The sequence below is a fragment of the Ovoidimarina sediminis genome (genome assembly GCF_032586175.1).
In the GTDB taxonomy this organism is placed as follows: domain Bacteria; phylum Pseudomonadota; class Alphaproteobacteria; order Rhodobacterales; family Rhodobacteraceae; genus Ovoidimarina; species Ovoidimarina sediminis.
In genome coordinates, this window is record NZ_JAWHTE010000013.1 from 1 (window position 1) to 13,989 (window position 13,989).

The 13,989-nt window shown below is 59.1% G+C and carries 13 protein-coding genes; 9 read left to right on the plus strand and 4 right to left on the minus strand.

What is annotated here, in order from left to right; genetic code table 11:
* Positions 1 to 27: 27 nt before the first annotated feature.
* Together RXV90_RS15015 and RXV90_RS15020 are read right to left on the minus strand one after the other, a co-directional pair.
* The gene (locus RXV90_RS15015; RefSeq protein ID WP_316649644.1) at positions 28 to 501 is read right to left on the minus strand and encodes an aminopeptidase P family N-terminal domain-containing protein; all 474 of its coding nucleotides are present in this window, start codon (positions 499 to 501) and stop codon (positions 28 to 30) included.
* A 44-nt stretch (positions 502 to 545) separates the two neighbouring features.
* Positions 546 to 1,286 carry a FadR/GntR family transcriptional regulator gene (locus RXV90_RS15020; protein ID WP_316649824.1) on the minus strand — a complete coding sequence of 247 codons (741 nt, stop codon included), beginning with the start codon at positions 1,284 to 1,286 and terminating at the stop codon, positions 546 to 548.
* 55 nt (positions 1,287 to 1,341) lie between these two features.
* Between RXV90_RS15020 and RXV90_RS15025 the strand changes: the two genes are divergently transcribed.
* The 7 genes from RXV90_RS15025 to RXV90_RS15055 all read left to right on the plus strand — a co-directional run bounded on the left by RXV90_RS15025 (position 1,342) and on the right by RXV90_RS15055 (position 10,642).
* A complete protein-coding gene (locus RXV90_RS15025; RefSeq protein WP_316649645.1) occupies positions 1,342 to 2,106 on the plus strand; it encodes a DUF2182 domain-containing protein in 765 nt (254 codons plus the stop codon).
* Between the two features lie 18 nt (positions 2,107 to 2,124).
* A complete protein-coding gene (locus RXV90_RS15030) occupies positions 2,125 to 2,754 on the plus strand; it encodes a DUF1326 domain-containing protein (protein ID WP_316649646.1) in 630 nt (209 codons plus the stop codon).
* A 14-nt stretch (positions 2,755 to 2,768) separates the two neighbouring features.
* Positions 2,769 to 4,385 (plus strand): AMP-binding protein, encoded by a 1,617-nt coding sequence (locus tag RXV90_RS15035; protein ID WP_316649647.1) that lies wholly within the window; start codon positions 2,769 to 2,771, stop codon positions 4,383 to 4,385.
* A gap of 3 nt (positions 4,386 to 4,388) precedes the next feature.
* On the plus strand, positions 4,389 to 5,492 hold the full coding sequence (locus RXV90_RS15040) for a dimethylsulfoniopropionate demethylase (RefSeq protein WP_316649648.1): 1,104 nt from the start codon (positions 4,389 to 4,391) through the stop codon (positions 5,490 to 5,492).
* 12 nt (positions 5,493 to 5,504) lie between these two features.
* Entirely contained in the window at positions 5,505 to 6,494 is a 990-nt protein-coding gene (gene acuI / locus RXV90_RS15045) for an acrylyl-CoA reductase (NADPH) (RefSeq protein WP_316649649.1), read from the plus strand.
* A 173-nt stretch (positions 6,495 to 6,667) separates the two neighbouring features.
* Entirely contained in the window at positions 6,668 to 7,387 is a 720-nt protein-coding gene (locus RXV90_RS15050) for a class I SAM-dependent methyltransferase (protein ID WP_316649650.1), read from the plus strand.
* A 141-nt stretch (positions 7,388 to 7,528) separates the two neighbouring features.
* Entirely contained in the window at positions 7,529 to 10,642 is a 3,114-nt protein-coding gene (locus RXV90_RS15055) for an ABC transporter transmembrane domain-containing protein (RefSeq protein ID WP_316649651.1), read from the plus strand.
* 45 nt (positions 10,643 to 10,687) lie between these two features.
* Here RXV90_RS15055 and RXV90_RS15060 read toward each other — a convergent pair whose 3' ends face one another.
* Positions 10,688 to 11,155 carry a hypothetical protein gene (locus RXV90_RS15060; RefSeq protein WP_316649652.1) on the minus strand — a complete coding sequence of 156 codons (468 nt, stop codon included), beginning with the start codon at positions 11,153 to 11,155 and terminating at the stop codon, positions 10,688 to 10,690.
* Between RXV90_RS15060 and RXV90_RS15065 the strand changes: the two genes are divergently transcribed.
* Complete coding sequence (locus RXV90_RS15065) at positions 11,114 to 11,800, plus strand: glycosyltransferase family protein (RefSeq protein WP_316649654.1); 687 nt, start codon at positions 11,114 to 11,116, stop codon at positions 11,798 to 11,800. The two genes, RXV90_RS15060 and RXV90_RS15065, sit on opposite strands and share 42 nt — an antisense overlap.
* Here the strand turns inward: RXV90_RS15065 and RXV90_RS15070 are convergent.
* A complete protein-coding gene (locus RXV90_RS15070) occupies positions 11,779 to 12,864 on the minus strand; it encodes a glycosyltransferase (RefSeq protein WP_316649655.1) in 1,086 nt (361 codons plus the stop codon). The genes RXV90_RS15065 and RXV90_RS15070 overlap by 22 nt on opposite strands.
* Before the next feature lie 94 nt (positions 12,865 to 12,958).
* On the opposite strand from RXV90_RS15070, the gene RXV90_RS15075 reads away from it, so the two are divergent.
* Positions 12,959 to 13,972, plus strand: coding sequence for a polysaccharide deacetylase family protein (locus RXV90_RS15075; RefSeq protein ID WP_316649657.1), 1,014 nt, complete (start codon positions 12,959 to 12,961; stop codon positions 13,970 to 13,972).
* Positions 13,973 to 13,989: the final 17 nt, after the last annotated feature.

Sequence of the window (13,989 nt, forward strand, 5' to 3'; positions counted from 1 at the left end):
ACTCACCCGAAGAGTGTTGGAACTACTTCAGGGCTGCCGGATATGTCTCAGGTTAAAGGCCGGATGCTTTAGGTCGCGCTCGGCAGGCGCATCTGCGATATGGCGATAGCAAATGTTAGGATCGCAGGTCGTCGGGCGCTCAAAATCTTCTGCACGGCCCGCAGCCACCCAGGCCCGGCGGAATGCCTTCTCGGGCGATAGATCCGAAAGGCCCCCATCCAAAACGGTTGTTTCAACCCAAAGCGGGCTTTCGCGCATATCGCAAATATGGCTCTCCCGCCGGAAGGTACTTGCGAATAGATCACTCACCACAGCTGTTTCAGACTGCCCAGAATCAGCGGGCACGAGCACGGCAACCGCCCCTGATCGACGCCACATGGTCGCAACGCCAGGCGATACACCAGTGGCGTAGGTGAAGCTTTCCGGGGATAGGAGAAGAAGAGCGTCGAGCCCTGCCTCGGCCATCAGCCTTTCTGCCCGAACGCGATCCAGATGTGCCATCTGGGCTCCCCTTCTTTCTTAGCCACGGGCAAGCATGGGAGAGCCTAGCCGCCCCTTGAGACGCTTCGTGAGGCAATGAATTTCCGACCGAGTTCAAGCGTGTAGCGCTCGAGTGCACAAAGCGCATCGTTAGCTGCACCTGCGTCGCGGGCCTCAATCGCATCGGCCAGATTATGATGCAGGCCGACGATCTCTTCCCGCGAACGCGAGGAAAAGGTGATCATGTTCATAAGGGGCTGCATCGCCTCGACCGCACCGGCAAGCTGATACGACAGGATCGGGTTCTGAGCCGCGTCGACAAGTGCACGGTGCAGCGCCACGTCCGAAGCGCAGAACGCCTCATCGCTCAATTCCGGATGCCCCTGCCGGTGGATCTCCGCGCGCATCGCTGCCAAGTCATCCGCACTTCTACGCGCCGCAGCGAGCGCTGTGCAGGATTTCTCCATCGCATAGCGCGCTTCGCAGGCCACTTCGAAATCCACCTCGTTGATCGAGAGCAGCAGTGTCGAGGTCGTGGCGTGCTGGGCCTGCGCCTCTTCATAGGAGAGCCGGTGAACGAATGCTCCGCCGAATGCACCCCGCTCCGTCCGGATCAGCGACTGCGCGGCAAGACGTTTCAGCGCCTCGCGCACCGTGGGGCGGGACACATCGAAAGTGTCCGCGAGGTCTGCCTCGGACGGCAGGCGGTCATCCGCAGTCAGCTCCCCCGCCAGGATGGAATCGCGGATTGCCTTGGCAATCTGGGCAGGAAGATCAGTTCGTTGCTTCTGCTTGAGATTTTTCATTTGTCTTACATTTAATTGTAAGGCAATTTGCGGCAACGTCAACGCGCGTTGCACGATGGGGGGCATCTTGCTGGCAGACCGGATCAGATCGCTGGGAGCGGCGCACTGGCTTGGCTTCTTCGGCGCTGTGCTGATCGCCTGGGCACTGATGTTCTGGATGGCGGCACCAGCTGAATTGCGCGTGCTCGAAGGCCTCTATGGGGCGGCGTTCATCGAGACGCTTTGTGGCGGCGCATATGGTGCATCGTCCTTTCTTCCCTCCTTCGCGATGTGGACTCTGATGAGCGCGGCGATGATGGCACCGACCGCGCTTCCTGCGCTTGCGACCTACGATGACCTGTCACACGTGGCGTCCACCGGGTTCGGCCGGCTTCTAGGCGGGTACCTCGCAGTATGGATAGGATTCTCGGCCCTGGCCGCGCTGGCACAAGTCATTCTCTTCCGATTTGGTCTGATCGGCAGCCTGGGGCAAAGCCTGTCTCTTCCGCTTACCATGGCACTCCTGATCGGTGCGGGCGTCTATCAGTTCAGTGCACTGAAAGAGGCATGCCTCTCGCGTTGCCGCGCACCGCTCACCTTTTTCATGCAGCACTGGGACGAAGGTCCATTTCGAAACGGCATCCGCCTCGGCACCGATTGCCTTGGATGCTGCTGGGCGCTGATGCTGCTGGGCTTTGTCGGCGGCACCATGAACCTGGTCTTTATGGGCCTCGCAATGGTGCTCATGATGCTAGAGAAATTGCCTGAAATAGGGCGACATCTGACGAAACCAACGGGGCTCGCGCTGATTGCCGCGGGACTTGCACTACCCCTCTTCTGACGGAAAACGGAGACTGCGATGGCACTCGACGCAACCACCATCCCCAACTGGTCGCTCAAGGGCGAACTAATCCTGAATTGTAACTGCACGGTCTTCTGCCCCTGCGTCGTCAGCCTCGGCAAGCACCCGCCCACCGAGGGATACTGCCAGGCTTGGGTTGGCATTCGAATCGACGAAGGCGCCTTCGGAGACGAGGATCTGGGCGGCCTGAACGTTGGCCTCATCATGGATATCCCGGGCAATATGGGACGCGGCAACTGGAAGGCGGCGGCCTATATCGACGAGCGTGCGAGCGATGCTGCATATGATGCGCTGGTCGCGATCTTCTCCGGGGCGGCACGCGGAACGACTGGGCTTTTCAAGATGCTGGTCAGCGAATTTCTTGGCGCGGAGCGCGCGCCTGTCACCTTCGAGACGGAAGGCGTCGCCCGTCGACTAATGGTCGGCAAGAAGATCCAGGGCGAGATCGTTCCGGTGAAAAACGCCCACGGAAAGGAAACCACGATCTCGAACACCGACTATTGGATGGGTTCCGACATTACCGTCGGTATGGCAACGAAGGCCCGCGTCCGTGCACACGGCCGGGTTTGGGATTTCGAAGGCCGTTCGGCGGAGATCTGCCAAATCGACTGGCATGGGCCGAACTGAGGGCTGAAGGTGCGATGAAGACGCATTTCGAAGCACTCCCCCCAAATGGCGCGAACCACGTGCCCCTTTCGCCCGTTTCTTTCCTGAAGCGGGCGGCGCTCGTACATGCACCCCACACCGCAACGGTGCAGGGCGATATTCGGCGAAGCTGGGCGGAGGTGTTCTACCGAATCCGCTGCGTCGCTGCGGGGCTTGCCGCCAAGGGCATCGGACCCGGCGACACGGTGACTGTCATCGCGCCCAACGTGCCGGAGCTCTTTGAGTTGCACTTCGCGGTTCCGATGACCGGCGCTGTACTGTCCGCACTGAATATCCGGCTCGAGACGGAAACGGTCGCCTATGTTCTCGATCACTCCGACAGTCGGCTGATCCTTGCCGCTACATCGCTGATGGATCTGGCTTGCTCTGCGCGCGATGCGGCTGACAATTCCCCTGAGATCGTCGAGATCCGTCAACCTGGAATGAGCGCCGCCGCTAGTGAAGGCGCCAGCTACGATGATCTTCTCTGCACGGGCCCGTTTGAGGGAGACGGCATGCCGGATGACGAATGGCAGGCCATCGCGCTCAACTACACCTCCGGCACATCGGGGCGACCGAAGGGCGTCGTCTATCACCATCGCGGCGCCTATCTGATGGCGCTTGGCACGGTGTCGGGCTGGTCCGTGCCCCAGCGCCCCGTATATCTTTCGGTCGTCCCGATGTTTCACTGCAATGGCTGGTGCCACCCATGGATGATGCCGATCCTCGGGGGCACGATGGTCTTTCCCGCATCGACCGCACCGGAGGATGTCTTTTCCTCCATCGCGGCGGAAGGGGTGACGCATCTGGGGGCCGCCCCTGTTGTCCTGCAAATGCTTGCCGAAAGCGATGCGGCGCCGAAAGCCCCATTCTCTCCGCGCCTGCAGGTGATGACCGCCGGAGCCCCGCCCCCTCCGGCAATCCTGGAGCGCATGGCGGCGCTCGGGGCCGAGGTGATGCACGTCTACGGCCTCACGGAGACTTACGGCCACATTTCCCAAGCGCTTCCGCGGCCTGACTGGGCCGAACTGAGCTCCGCGGAAGAAGCTGCGCGGCGCGCCCGTCAGGGGGTGGCGATGCCGATCGTCGAGGACGTCGCGGTGATTGACCGTGACACGGGCGCAGCAGTGTCGCACGACGGCGAAACGCAAGGTGAAATCGCGATCCGCGGCAACACCGTTATGAAGGGCTACTACAAGGATCCCGATGCCACGGCCGAAGCCATGTCGAACGGTTGGTTCTGGTCAGGCGACGGTGCGGTCATCTATCCCGATGGCGACGTCCAGCTTCGCGACCGGCTGAAGGATGTTATCATTTCGGGCGGTGAGAACGTGTCCTCTGTCGAGGTTGAGGCCGTGCTCTACCGCCACCCTGACGTTCAGACTGCCGCCGTCGTGGCGCGCCCCCATCCGAAATGGGGCGAAGTGCCTTGCGCCTTTGTCGAGCTGCGCTCTGGCAGCACAGCCGGAGAGGCGGATATCATCGCTTTCTGTCGTGAACATCTTGCCGGCTTCAAGGCACCGAAGTCAGTGATCTTCGAAGAGATCCCGAAAACTGCGACCGGTAAGATCCAGAAATTTGAACTGCGTAAGCGCATCCGGAACATGGAGTGATTCATGGCACTCATTTCGCCATCCCGAAGGCTCCGGCGTACGCCATTCTCAGAAGGCGTAGAAGCGGCGGGCGTCAAGGCTTATACCGTTTACAACCACATGCTTTTGCCAACCGTCTTCCGCACTCCGGAAGAGGATTACCGACACTTGAAGGAGGCCGTTCAAGTCTGGGACGTCGCCTGCGAGCGACAGGTCGAACTTCGGGGGCCAGATGCGGCGCGCCTTGTCCAGCTGATGACGCCGCGGGATTTGCGTTCCATGCTTCCGGGCCAGTGCCGATACATGCCCGTGGTCGACGAGACAGGCGGAATGCTCAATGATCCTGTCGTCCTGAAGCTCGCTGACGACCGCTGGTGGATCTCGATCGCCGACAGCGATCTACTTCTTTGGATCAAGGCGCTTGCGATCGGTTATCGATTGGACGTTCTGGTGGACGAGCCCGATGTCTCGCCCCTCGCTGTACAGGGCCCCAAGGCAGAAGATCTGATGGCTTCCGTTTTCGGGGATCAGGTGCGCGACATCCGCTTTTTTCGCTACTCCTGGCTTGATTTCATGGGGCGTAGTCTCGTCATCGCCCGCTCGGGATACTCGAAGCAGGGTGGGTTTGAGATCTACGTCGAAGGCTCCGACATCGGCATGCCCCTCTGGAACGCGCTTATGGAGGCGGGTAAATCTCTGGACGTGCATGCCGGCTGCCCCAATCTTATTGAACGGATCGAGAGCGGGCTCTTGAGCTATGGAAACGACATGACGAGCGAGAACACTCCCCATGAGTGCGGCCTCGGCAAGTTCTGCAATACCCAGACAGCAATCGGCTGCATCGGGCGCGACGCGCTTTTGCGCGTCGCCAAAGAGGGGCCTGTCAAGCAGATCCGCGCCATTTCAATCGACGGCGATCGTGTACCAAGCTGCGACCGGCACTGGCCGCTTCGCGATGGCGAGAAGATCGTGGGGCGTGTTTCTTCAGCCGCTTGGTCGCCGGATTTCCAGACGAATGTCGCCATTGGCATGGTGCGCATGACACACTGGGATCAGGACACCAAGTTGACGGTCGACACCCCCGAAGGCCCGCGGCCAGCGACCGTACATGAAGAATTCTGGAATTAGGAGACCGAGAAAATGATCCGCGCACTATTGGTCGAACGAGATGACGAGGGAAAAACGGCGGCCGCCGTGAAAGAGATCGACGAAGCGCAGCTTCCCGAAGGAGACGTGACCGTCGCGGTCGAATACTCCACGGTAAACTACAAGGACGGGCTTTGTATCGGGCCGGGTGGGGGGCTCGTGCGCACCTATCCGCATGTGCCGGGCATCGACTTCGCAGGTACCGTCGAAAGCTCGGAGGATGAACGATACGCACCGGGCGACAAGGTTGTGCTCACCGGCTGGCGCGTGGGCGAAGTTCATTGGGGCGGGTATGCTCAGAAAGCACGGGTGAAAGCCGATTGGCTCGTGCCGTTGCCCGAAGGTCTGACAGCGCGCCAGGCTATGGCGGTTGGAACTGCCGGTTTTACGGCAATGCTTGCGGTAATGGCGCTCGAAGATCATGGGCTATCGCCTGAAAAAGGCGAGGTCCTGGTTACCGGCGCGGCAGGCGGTGTAGGATCGGTCGCGACCGCAATTCTTGCAAACCTCGGATACGAGGTGGCGGGCGTCACAGGCCGCCCCGAGACCGCCGACTATTTGACCGGTCTTGGCGCAAGCCGGATCGTTCCGCGCGAGGATCTCGCCGAAACTGTGAAACGCCCGCTCGAAACAGAGACCTGGGCAGGCTGTATCGATGCGGTTGGCGGTGCGATGCTGGCCCGTGTGCTCGGTCAGATGAAGTACGGCGGATCCGTCGCCGCAGTCGGGCTTGCCGGCGGTGCCGCCCTGCCCGCCACAGTTATCCCGTTCCTTTTGCGCGGCGTGAACCTGCTGGGCATCGACAGCGTGATGCAGCCATTTGACAACCGGGTCCGGGCCTGGGCGCGCATCGCGCGCGACCTGCCGCTGGATAAGCTGGAGGCCATGATCCATCCTGCCACCCTCGAAGATCTGCCCGGGCTCGGGCGCGATATCCTCAAAGGTCAGGTCAAGGGCCGGATTGTTGTTAACGTCAATGCCTGAGCACTAACCGGAAACAAGCGCCGGCCCCCACAACCGCAGGATCCGGCCCAAACGGTCACACAACGAGGAATTGGCTTGGTTAAGGTGGTTGAATGCCGTCCCCCCTATTACGTCGTATCTCTAGGGAACTTCGGAAACTGAAGCGCGACACACCCGGTCAGACAGCGCTGGCCGTGTTGCGTTATCCTGATACGCTGCGCAAACGGGCGGCCTATCGCAGGATGCTCGAACTCGATGATACCGAGGCGCGCTTTCGCGCGATCTACAAGGGTGGGCTGTGGCATAGCCGGGAGTCGGGTAGCGGTCAGGGCTCCGAGAAACGCTATACTGAGACCCTCAGAGGCTGGTTGCCGGCTGTTGTGAAGCGGCACAATATCAGAAGCATCCTCGATGGCGCCTGCGGTGATTTCAACTGGATGCGGCTCGTGTTGCCCGAGCTAGACGTGGATTACTCTGGCTTCGACATTGACAGGCCTACAATCGAAAGAAACATCTCGCGCTATGGCAGTGATCGGATCCACTTCGCCGCCGCCAACATCTGTCGCGACCCGTTGCCCTCCTGTGACCTGCTCATAGTGCGCGACTGCCTGTTTCACCTTTCAACCGAGGACATCGGCCGCTTCCTCGAGAATGCCGCGCAAACGGAGTACCGGCTCCTCCTCACATCTACCCACACGGTGGACGAAGGGTTCAAGAACACCGACATCCAGTCTGGCGATTTCCGAATTCTCGATCTCTTCAGCCCGCCTTTCAACTTCCCGAAAAGCGCTGTGATCGACCGTGTGAAAGACTTTCCGGAAGGCTATCCGATCGAGCGTGACATGATCCTCTTGAAAAAGGCCGATGTGCCCGTAACTCTCGGAAGCGGTCCTTCGGGGCCGTCAGCTGCCTGACGGGTAATTCAACCTGGATTTTGACAGAAGCGCTGGCACCATTTCGCAGCACTGATCGCGCCCCATCAATAATTCGCGCGCATCTGTTGCGAGCAGCATTCCCTGTTTGACCTGACAATGGGGAAAGAGCAGAAATACCAGATGGATCAAAGCCTTTTCAAATTCATCTGGAAGCATTCAGCCCGCAACCAGATTGTCCTCCTCATCGTCACCCTCGCGACGTTTCCTATCCTTTATGTTTCCCTGGAATTGCCGAAGCGCATCATCAACGATGCGATCGGCGGTTCGGGCGACAATGTCACCTTCGGCGATCTAACGCTTTCGCAGACGCAGTTCCTTATGGTGCTGTGCTTCGGTTTCCTCCTTTCGGTTCTTGTGAACGGCCTTCTGAAGATGCGGCTGAACACAATGAAGGGCGTACTGTCAGAGCGGCTTTTGCGCCGGTTTCGATATGCGATGCTGAACCGAGTTACCCGTTTTCCACGCCCCTACTTTCGCAAGACGAGCCAGGGAGAGCTTGTCTCGATGATTACCGCCGAAGCAGAGCCAATGGGCGGGCTGATGGGTGATCTTCTGTCTCAGCCTGTCTTTCAGGCTGGGCAGATGGCTACAATTCTTGTGTTTCTGTTTGCTCAGAGCTTCTGGTTTGGCCTCGCGTCCGTCGCACTCATCCCTCTGCAGGCCTGGCTGATCCCAAAGCTCCAGCGCCAGATCAACATGCTGAACAAGCAACGTATCCAGGAAGTGCGCCGGTTCGCCTCCGAAATCGGAGAGACTGCTGCCGGTGTCAGCGACATCCGCACGAATGGCGGCTTGCGCTACCGGATGTCAATGTTCTCCAACCAGCTCAATCGGCTGTTCCACATCCGCTTCATGATCTTTCAGAAGAAATTTTTCATGAAGTTCCTGAATAACTTCATCAACCAGCTAACCCCGTTTTTCTTCTACTCCGTAGGCGGGTACCTTGCGATCCGGGGTGAGATTACCGTCGGCGCGCTTGTCGCGGCGCTCGCTGCCTACAAGGATCTGTCTGACCCCTGGAAAGAGCTTCTGACCTTCTACAACACGACCCAGGATATGGCGGTACGCTGGGAAACGGTCATCGAAAAATTCGCGCCGAAATCCCTTGTCGATGACGAGCTTCTCGAGGGCGAGGCCGAAGAAATTCCGCGCCTCAACGGCGATATCGTTCTGACCGATGTTACGGTCGTGGACGAGGACGGGAACTCGGTCCTCGAAGACTTGAACCTCACGATTCCCGGCGGAAGCCGGGTCGGAATAAAGGTCGACAACGAAACTGCGGCGCTGGCCGTGGCAGATGTACTTACCCGCGAGGTCACACCCCGCCGTGGAAGGATCACGATAGGCGGGTACGAATTGAACGCGCTTCACCAGGATGTTCTGGCATCGCGCATCGGATACGCCCATTCCAAGCCCTACATCTTCCAGGGCTCGCTTGGGGAAAACCTTCTGATGCCCTTCAAGCGCGAACCTCTATTGGCGGGCGAGGTATCTCAGGAAATACAGCTATGGCGCGAAGAGGCGCTTCGTTCAGGAAACAGCCCCGATCCGTTTGACGCCGAATGGGTCGATCCGCAGCGCGCAGGATTCGATTCCCGTGAGGAGATCCACGAATGGTGGTTCGAGCTCGTTCAGGCAATGGGCATCGACGACTTCATGGTACGCAGAGCGCTCAGTTCACGCCACGATCCGGAGGAAGAGCGCGAGCTTTGCGACGCGATCGTCCGCCTCCGGCCGGAGATCGCGCGCCGTCTCTCGCAGGCCGGGCTCGACGACGTGATCCACCGCTTCGACCCAGACAAATTCAACCCGGTCTCGCCCCTCGGCAGCAACCTTCTCTATGCCATGCCGACACGGCTGATAACACAGGTCACACTCGCGAAAGAGGAAGGGTTCCTCGAAATTCTTCGCGAGGAGGGGATCATTGAAGAGCTGGCCGAGATGTCAGCCAATCTGATTGAAGGGCTTGTCGCAACCTTTGGCAATGACGGCGTTGATCACCCACTGTTCCGTCGTTTGAACCTTGACGAAGAGTTGTACTTTCAGCTTGGCGACATCGCCGCGAAGCGCCGGGAGGTGGGCGACGCCGGCCTGCCGCCTGAGGAATTCGCGCTGCTTCTTACTGTTCCCTTCGCATTCTCGGCCGAACAGATGGGCCCGGCCTTCGACGAGGCGCTCAAAGAGCGAGTTCTGGAGATCCGCAAGACCAAGGCACATCGAATGGTCGAGGAATTGGGCGGAATGTTCGAACCCATCGATCCGGAGAAGTACATCCCTGTGATGACACTTATGGGGAATGCAATCTTCGGGCGGATTTCAAGCACCGCGGGCGCACGCGAGAAGGAAATCGAGGATATTCTTGTCGACATCCTGAGTGAAAATGACCTTCGCCGTGTCGCGGCTCAATCGATCTTTCTCGTCGAGACGGCGCAAGGCGGCGAAAACCTTCCAGCTGTCTTCCGCGAACGAATCGCCTTCAGCCGGGCCGGCATCAAGAAGCCCGATATCCTGATCCTAGGAAACGCCCTTGCCAGCCATCCCGACGAACAGCGGGCCGAGATGCGGGAGCGGGTGAGTCAGCTGATGCCTGATACGACGAAGATCTTCATCGAGCAGCGTATCGCAAGGCCCGAAAGCTACGACCTGTACGTCGAGATAGTTAACGGAAGGATCGCTGGCGACACCGTGACGGGCGAGGCCGAGCCCGAAGATACGACCGCCCGCAACGACTTGAACAAGAAGCTAAGAATTCTGGAGCAGACGGATCTTTTCGGAGACCTCGACCGCAAGCAGCTTCGCCTGCTCGCCTTTGGCGCACAGTGGTACGAAGCGAAAGCCGGTAAACAGATTTTCAAGGCGGGCGATCCACCGGACGGCGCTTACCTATGTGTAAATGGCTTAGGGGCGCTATACTGGCCCACCGGAGATGGTCGGAGCCTCCGGGTGACGGATATACCCCCGGGCCGCCTTATCGGCGATCTCGCGGTGATCCAGAACCAAGAACGTGTGATGAATTTCTTCGCGGAGGAAGACAGTACGTTCCTCCGGATTGGTGCGTCAGAGCTCCTTGCCGTGGTCGAACACGACCCGCAGATCGCGATGAGCCTATTGAGAACTGTCGCAAGCCACCTTTCCGGTGCGGCGAACCGTGCACGTGAATTGCGCCAGTATGCCATATCGCAGGGTATCGATTTTTCGGGATTTGATGATTACCGGCAGCCTCCGGCGCCCTGAAGCAATACCATGACGCGGCCCAGGATACTCTTCTACTGCCAGCATTTACTTGGAGTCGGTCATATCAGCCGTAGCCTCGCGATCTGCCGAGCGCTTCTCGACAGGTTCGACGTTGTCTTCGTGCAAGGAGGTCCCGATATCGGCCGAACAATCGTTGCGCCAGGGTTCACCCATGTCTTCCTGCCGCCACTTTTGATGCGCGAACACGACAGTTCTCTTTACGATCCCGCGGGAGAGCGCAGTGTCGATGAAATCTGGGCCGCCCGATCGGAAGCGCTCGCGCCCCTTCTGTCGCATTCCTTCGCGGCGGTGGTAGTCGAGCTCTATCCTTTCGGTCGAAACAAATTCAAACCGGAAATTCTGGATCTGATCGCCCGCGCTCGCTCGGCGAACCCCGCCACGCGGGTCTATTGCTCGAACCGCGACATCATGGTTCAGAAGTTTGATCAGGCGGCGCGCGAGGCCAAGATCGTGCGCATCCTGAAAGAGTATTTCGACCACGTGCTTGTCCATTCCGATCCGAACCTGATCTCGATGGAAGACACGTTCGCGGCAACGCCAGAAATTACAGATATGATCCACTACACCGGCTATGTCACGGACGGATCAGGACCTGCCGGGCATCCGGCGCGCGAGAAGCGAATCCTCGTCAGCCTCGGCGGCGGTGCGGTAGGCGACGAACTGGCCCGCGCATGTCTCTCAGTGGCGGATCGGTTTCCAGACTACGCAATGCATGTCTTGACGGGCCCCTACACGAGCGAGGCAGCCCGAAAGGAAATGTCGGTAATTGCAAAACAGAAACCAAGAGTCACGGTAGGTGGTTTCTCAGGCGATTTCCGACGTGAGCTTTCCCGCGCTGCCCTTTCAATAAGCCTCGCGGGCTACAACACAGTGATGGATATCCTCGCCACCGAAACCCCGGCGCTCGTTTATCCCTACATGGCCAATCGCGAGCAAAGCATGCGCGCGAAGGCGCTCGAACAACGATTGCTACTCGGAGTAATATACGAAGCCGATCTCGCGCCCGACCCTTTGGCAGCCAAGATACGCGAAAGGTTATCTGCCCCGCCCCCATCGACATCCATCAACCTTTCAGGCGCAAGATGCACAGCCGATATCATTGCGGCACACATCGCTCAGGCAAGCCGTAACGCCTGAAGGTATACTTCCACCCAAAGGTCGCGTTCGGCGTCAATAGCATGTTCCCCCGTGACACGATCGAACGCAGCTCTCGTAAGAGCTTGGGCGAACATGGGATCGTCAAGCAGCTTCTCGACTGCACGCGCCAGCGCGGAAGACGAACGCGCCTCTACCAGGAGAGCCTCTTTGCCATCGGACACCAGTTCAGGAATACCTCCCACGCGCGTCGACACAATTGGGGCCCGAGCATACATGGCTTCGAGGATCTTGTTTGGTGAGGCATCGGAGATCGACGGATAGACCGCCACCGAACATCGCTTCAGATAACCAAGCATCGCCCGGTGCGGCACACTGCCGATCCGGACGATATGCGCGCATGCGGGGCTCTCCGCAATCCGCGCCTCGTAATACTCTGCCTCGCGTTTCTGGATTGATCCGCCCAGTAAAAGCGTGATCTTGCGGCGCTGCGCCAGTTCCGCCACAGCGTCGATCAGGAAATCGAGTCCCATCACCCGACGAAACTTTCCAAAGCACCCGATTACAGAGCCTGGATCGTCGGGCAGTTCCGGTAACTCGGCGATGCTTTCGTCGAACAACGAGGGATCGAAATGATTTCGGATCACGCGCACAGGGCACGATGGTCGAAACACCCCTTCAAGTAGACGCCTAGCATCATCGCTTACGCATACGATCAACGAGGTCGACAGGATCGAGGCTTGGAGCGGCGCAACCATCGCGTCAAACATCCGCGTCTCGAGATCGACGCCCCGCAATGACAGCATATGCGGCACCCCGCATTTGGCGCCAGCAAAAGCTGCGATAAGCCCGCGCTGGTGGAACGCGCCAAAGGCATGGATCAAAGAGATGCCTTCATCCCTAACGATATCGACCAGATGATCGGCATAGGAGCGGAAGCGAAGATCCTGGCGTATGTTTTCGATTGACGAGGTTTCGCTCCACCGATGATCCGCGCGAAGATCTGCTGCCTCAACCAGATAAGCCTTTTGCCCGAACAGCGTCAGCTCCTGCCGCCTGCCTGCCCAGTCCCGCTCATCGCGGCTCTTGCGGAAGGCAATAGGCACAATCTCGAACGTGTCGGACAGAAGCCGCGCATGTCGGTGCGCAGCAGATTGTATGCCACCCTCAACATCCGGAGCCTCGACGAGAAGCGCGATCTTGTGTTTATGCAACGAACCGGTCCAAGACGTTCTCCACACCCTGCGAATCCCAGTTTCACCTCTAACAGCAGAGATTGCCCAGACCAATGAGCCCGCCATGCATCTGATATGTCTGCATAACGTGGTGCCTGGTCCGATTGATGCGTTTGACGAGAAGTGTTCGCGTATCTCTGTCGCGGAATTTGAGGCGTTTCTCGATCGGGTGTCTGAACAGTTTGAACTGATTTCCTATAGTGTCTACGAGACCCTGCTCAGAGAGGGTGAGGCGGCCTCGCGTGCCCTGGCGCTCAGCTTCGATGACGGGTTTCGCGGGGTCTATGATTACGTTCTACCCGTTCTGAGAGAACGGAACCTCGATGCCGTCGCATTCATAAACCCGCCGGTCATCGGCAACCCTCCGGGGACACTCTTTCATTTTCTTGAGCTCGAAATCGCCTTCCGGATCACAGATCAGCAAGAGGCCGCATTCTCTTTCCTCGACGCCCCCCTCTATTTCGCCAGCGAGAAGGCGCGGGTGAAAGCGATGAAATCGGTCAAGAAACATTTGAAAGCCATCCCAGAGATTGACCGGGCGGCAGGCCACGCCGAGGTTCTCGAACGGCTCCGGGTCGGGCGGGGCGCAATCCACGCGTATGCCGCAGGCCGATCCTCGTTTCAGACCATGACGGAAGACGAGCTTCGTGACCTTCGCTCGGCAGGCTGGACCATTGGTTCGCATGGTATGAGCCACCGCACACTCTCGATGTTGCCCGCGGACGAGCTTGATCACGAAATCGAGATGGCCCGCGCGTATTTTGCCGACACGTTCGGCTGGCATGACCTCCCCTTCGCCTATCCCTATGGCGATATTGTCCATGTGGGTGAAGCGGCGCCCGCCCGCGTGGCTGCGGCAGGTCATCCAATTGCCTACACAACCGTTCCTGGGCCAAGCGACATCGGCACAAATCCTCACCGCCTGCCCCGCATCGACTACAAACGCTTCCTGCGTGAAGAAGGCATTCTTCTCGGCTGAGCCGCTGGCCAGATGCC

What these genes read in the sequence shown, in the direction of transcription:
- RXV90_RS15060 (WP_316649652.1), bottom strand. Translation starts at nt 11,155, where the DNA reads ATGGACAAGCACGTGGTCGAAATACTCTTTCAGGATGCGCACGATCTT.
- acuI (WP_316649649.1), top strand. Translation starts at nt 5,505, where the DNA reads ATGATCCGCGCACTATTGGTCGAACGAGATGACGAGGGAAAAACGGCG.
- RXV90_RS15015 (WP_316649644.1), bottom strand. Translation starts at nt 501, where the DNA reads ATGGCACATCTGGATCGCGTTCGGGCAGAAAGGCTGATGGCCGAGGCA.
- RXV90_RS15020 (WP_316649824.1), bottom strand. Translation starts at nt 1,286, where the DNA reads ATGAAAAATCTCAAGCAGAAGCAACGAACTGATCTTCCTGCCCAGATT.
- RXV90_RS15040 (WP_316649648.1), top strand. Translation starts at nt 4,389, where the DNA reads ATGGCACTCATTTCGCCATCCCGAAGGCTCCGGCGTACGCCATTCTCA.
- RXV90_RS15035 (WP_316649647.1), top strand. Translation starts at nt 2,769, where the DNA reads ATGAAGACGCATTTCGAAGCACTCCCCCCAAATGGCGCGAACCACGTG.
- RXV90_RS15055 (WP_316649651.1), top strand. Translation starts at nt 7,529, where the DNA reads ATGGATCAAAGCCTTTTCAAATTCATCTGGAAGCATTCAGCCCGCAAC.
- RXV90_RS15025 (WP_316649645.1), top strand. Translation starts at nt 1,342, where the DNA reads ATGGGGGGCATCTTGCTGGCAGACCGGATCAGATCGCTGGGAGCGGCG.
- RXV90_RS15030 (WP_316649646.1), top strand. Translation starts at nt 2,125, where the DNA reads ATGGCACTCGACGCAACCACCATCCCCAACTGGTCGCTCAAGGGCGAA.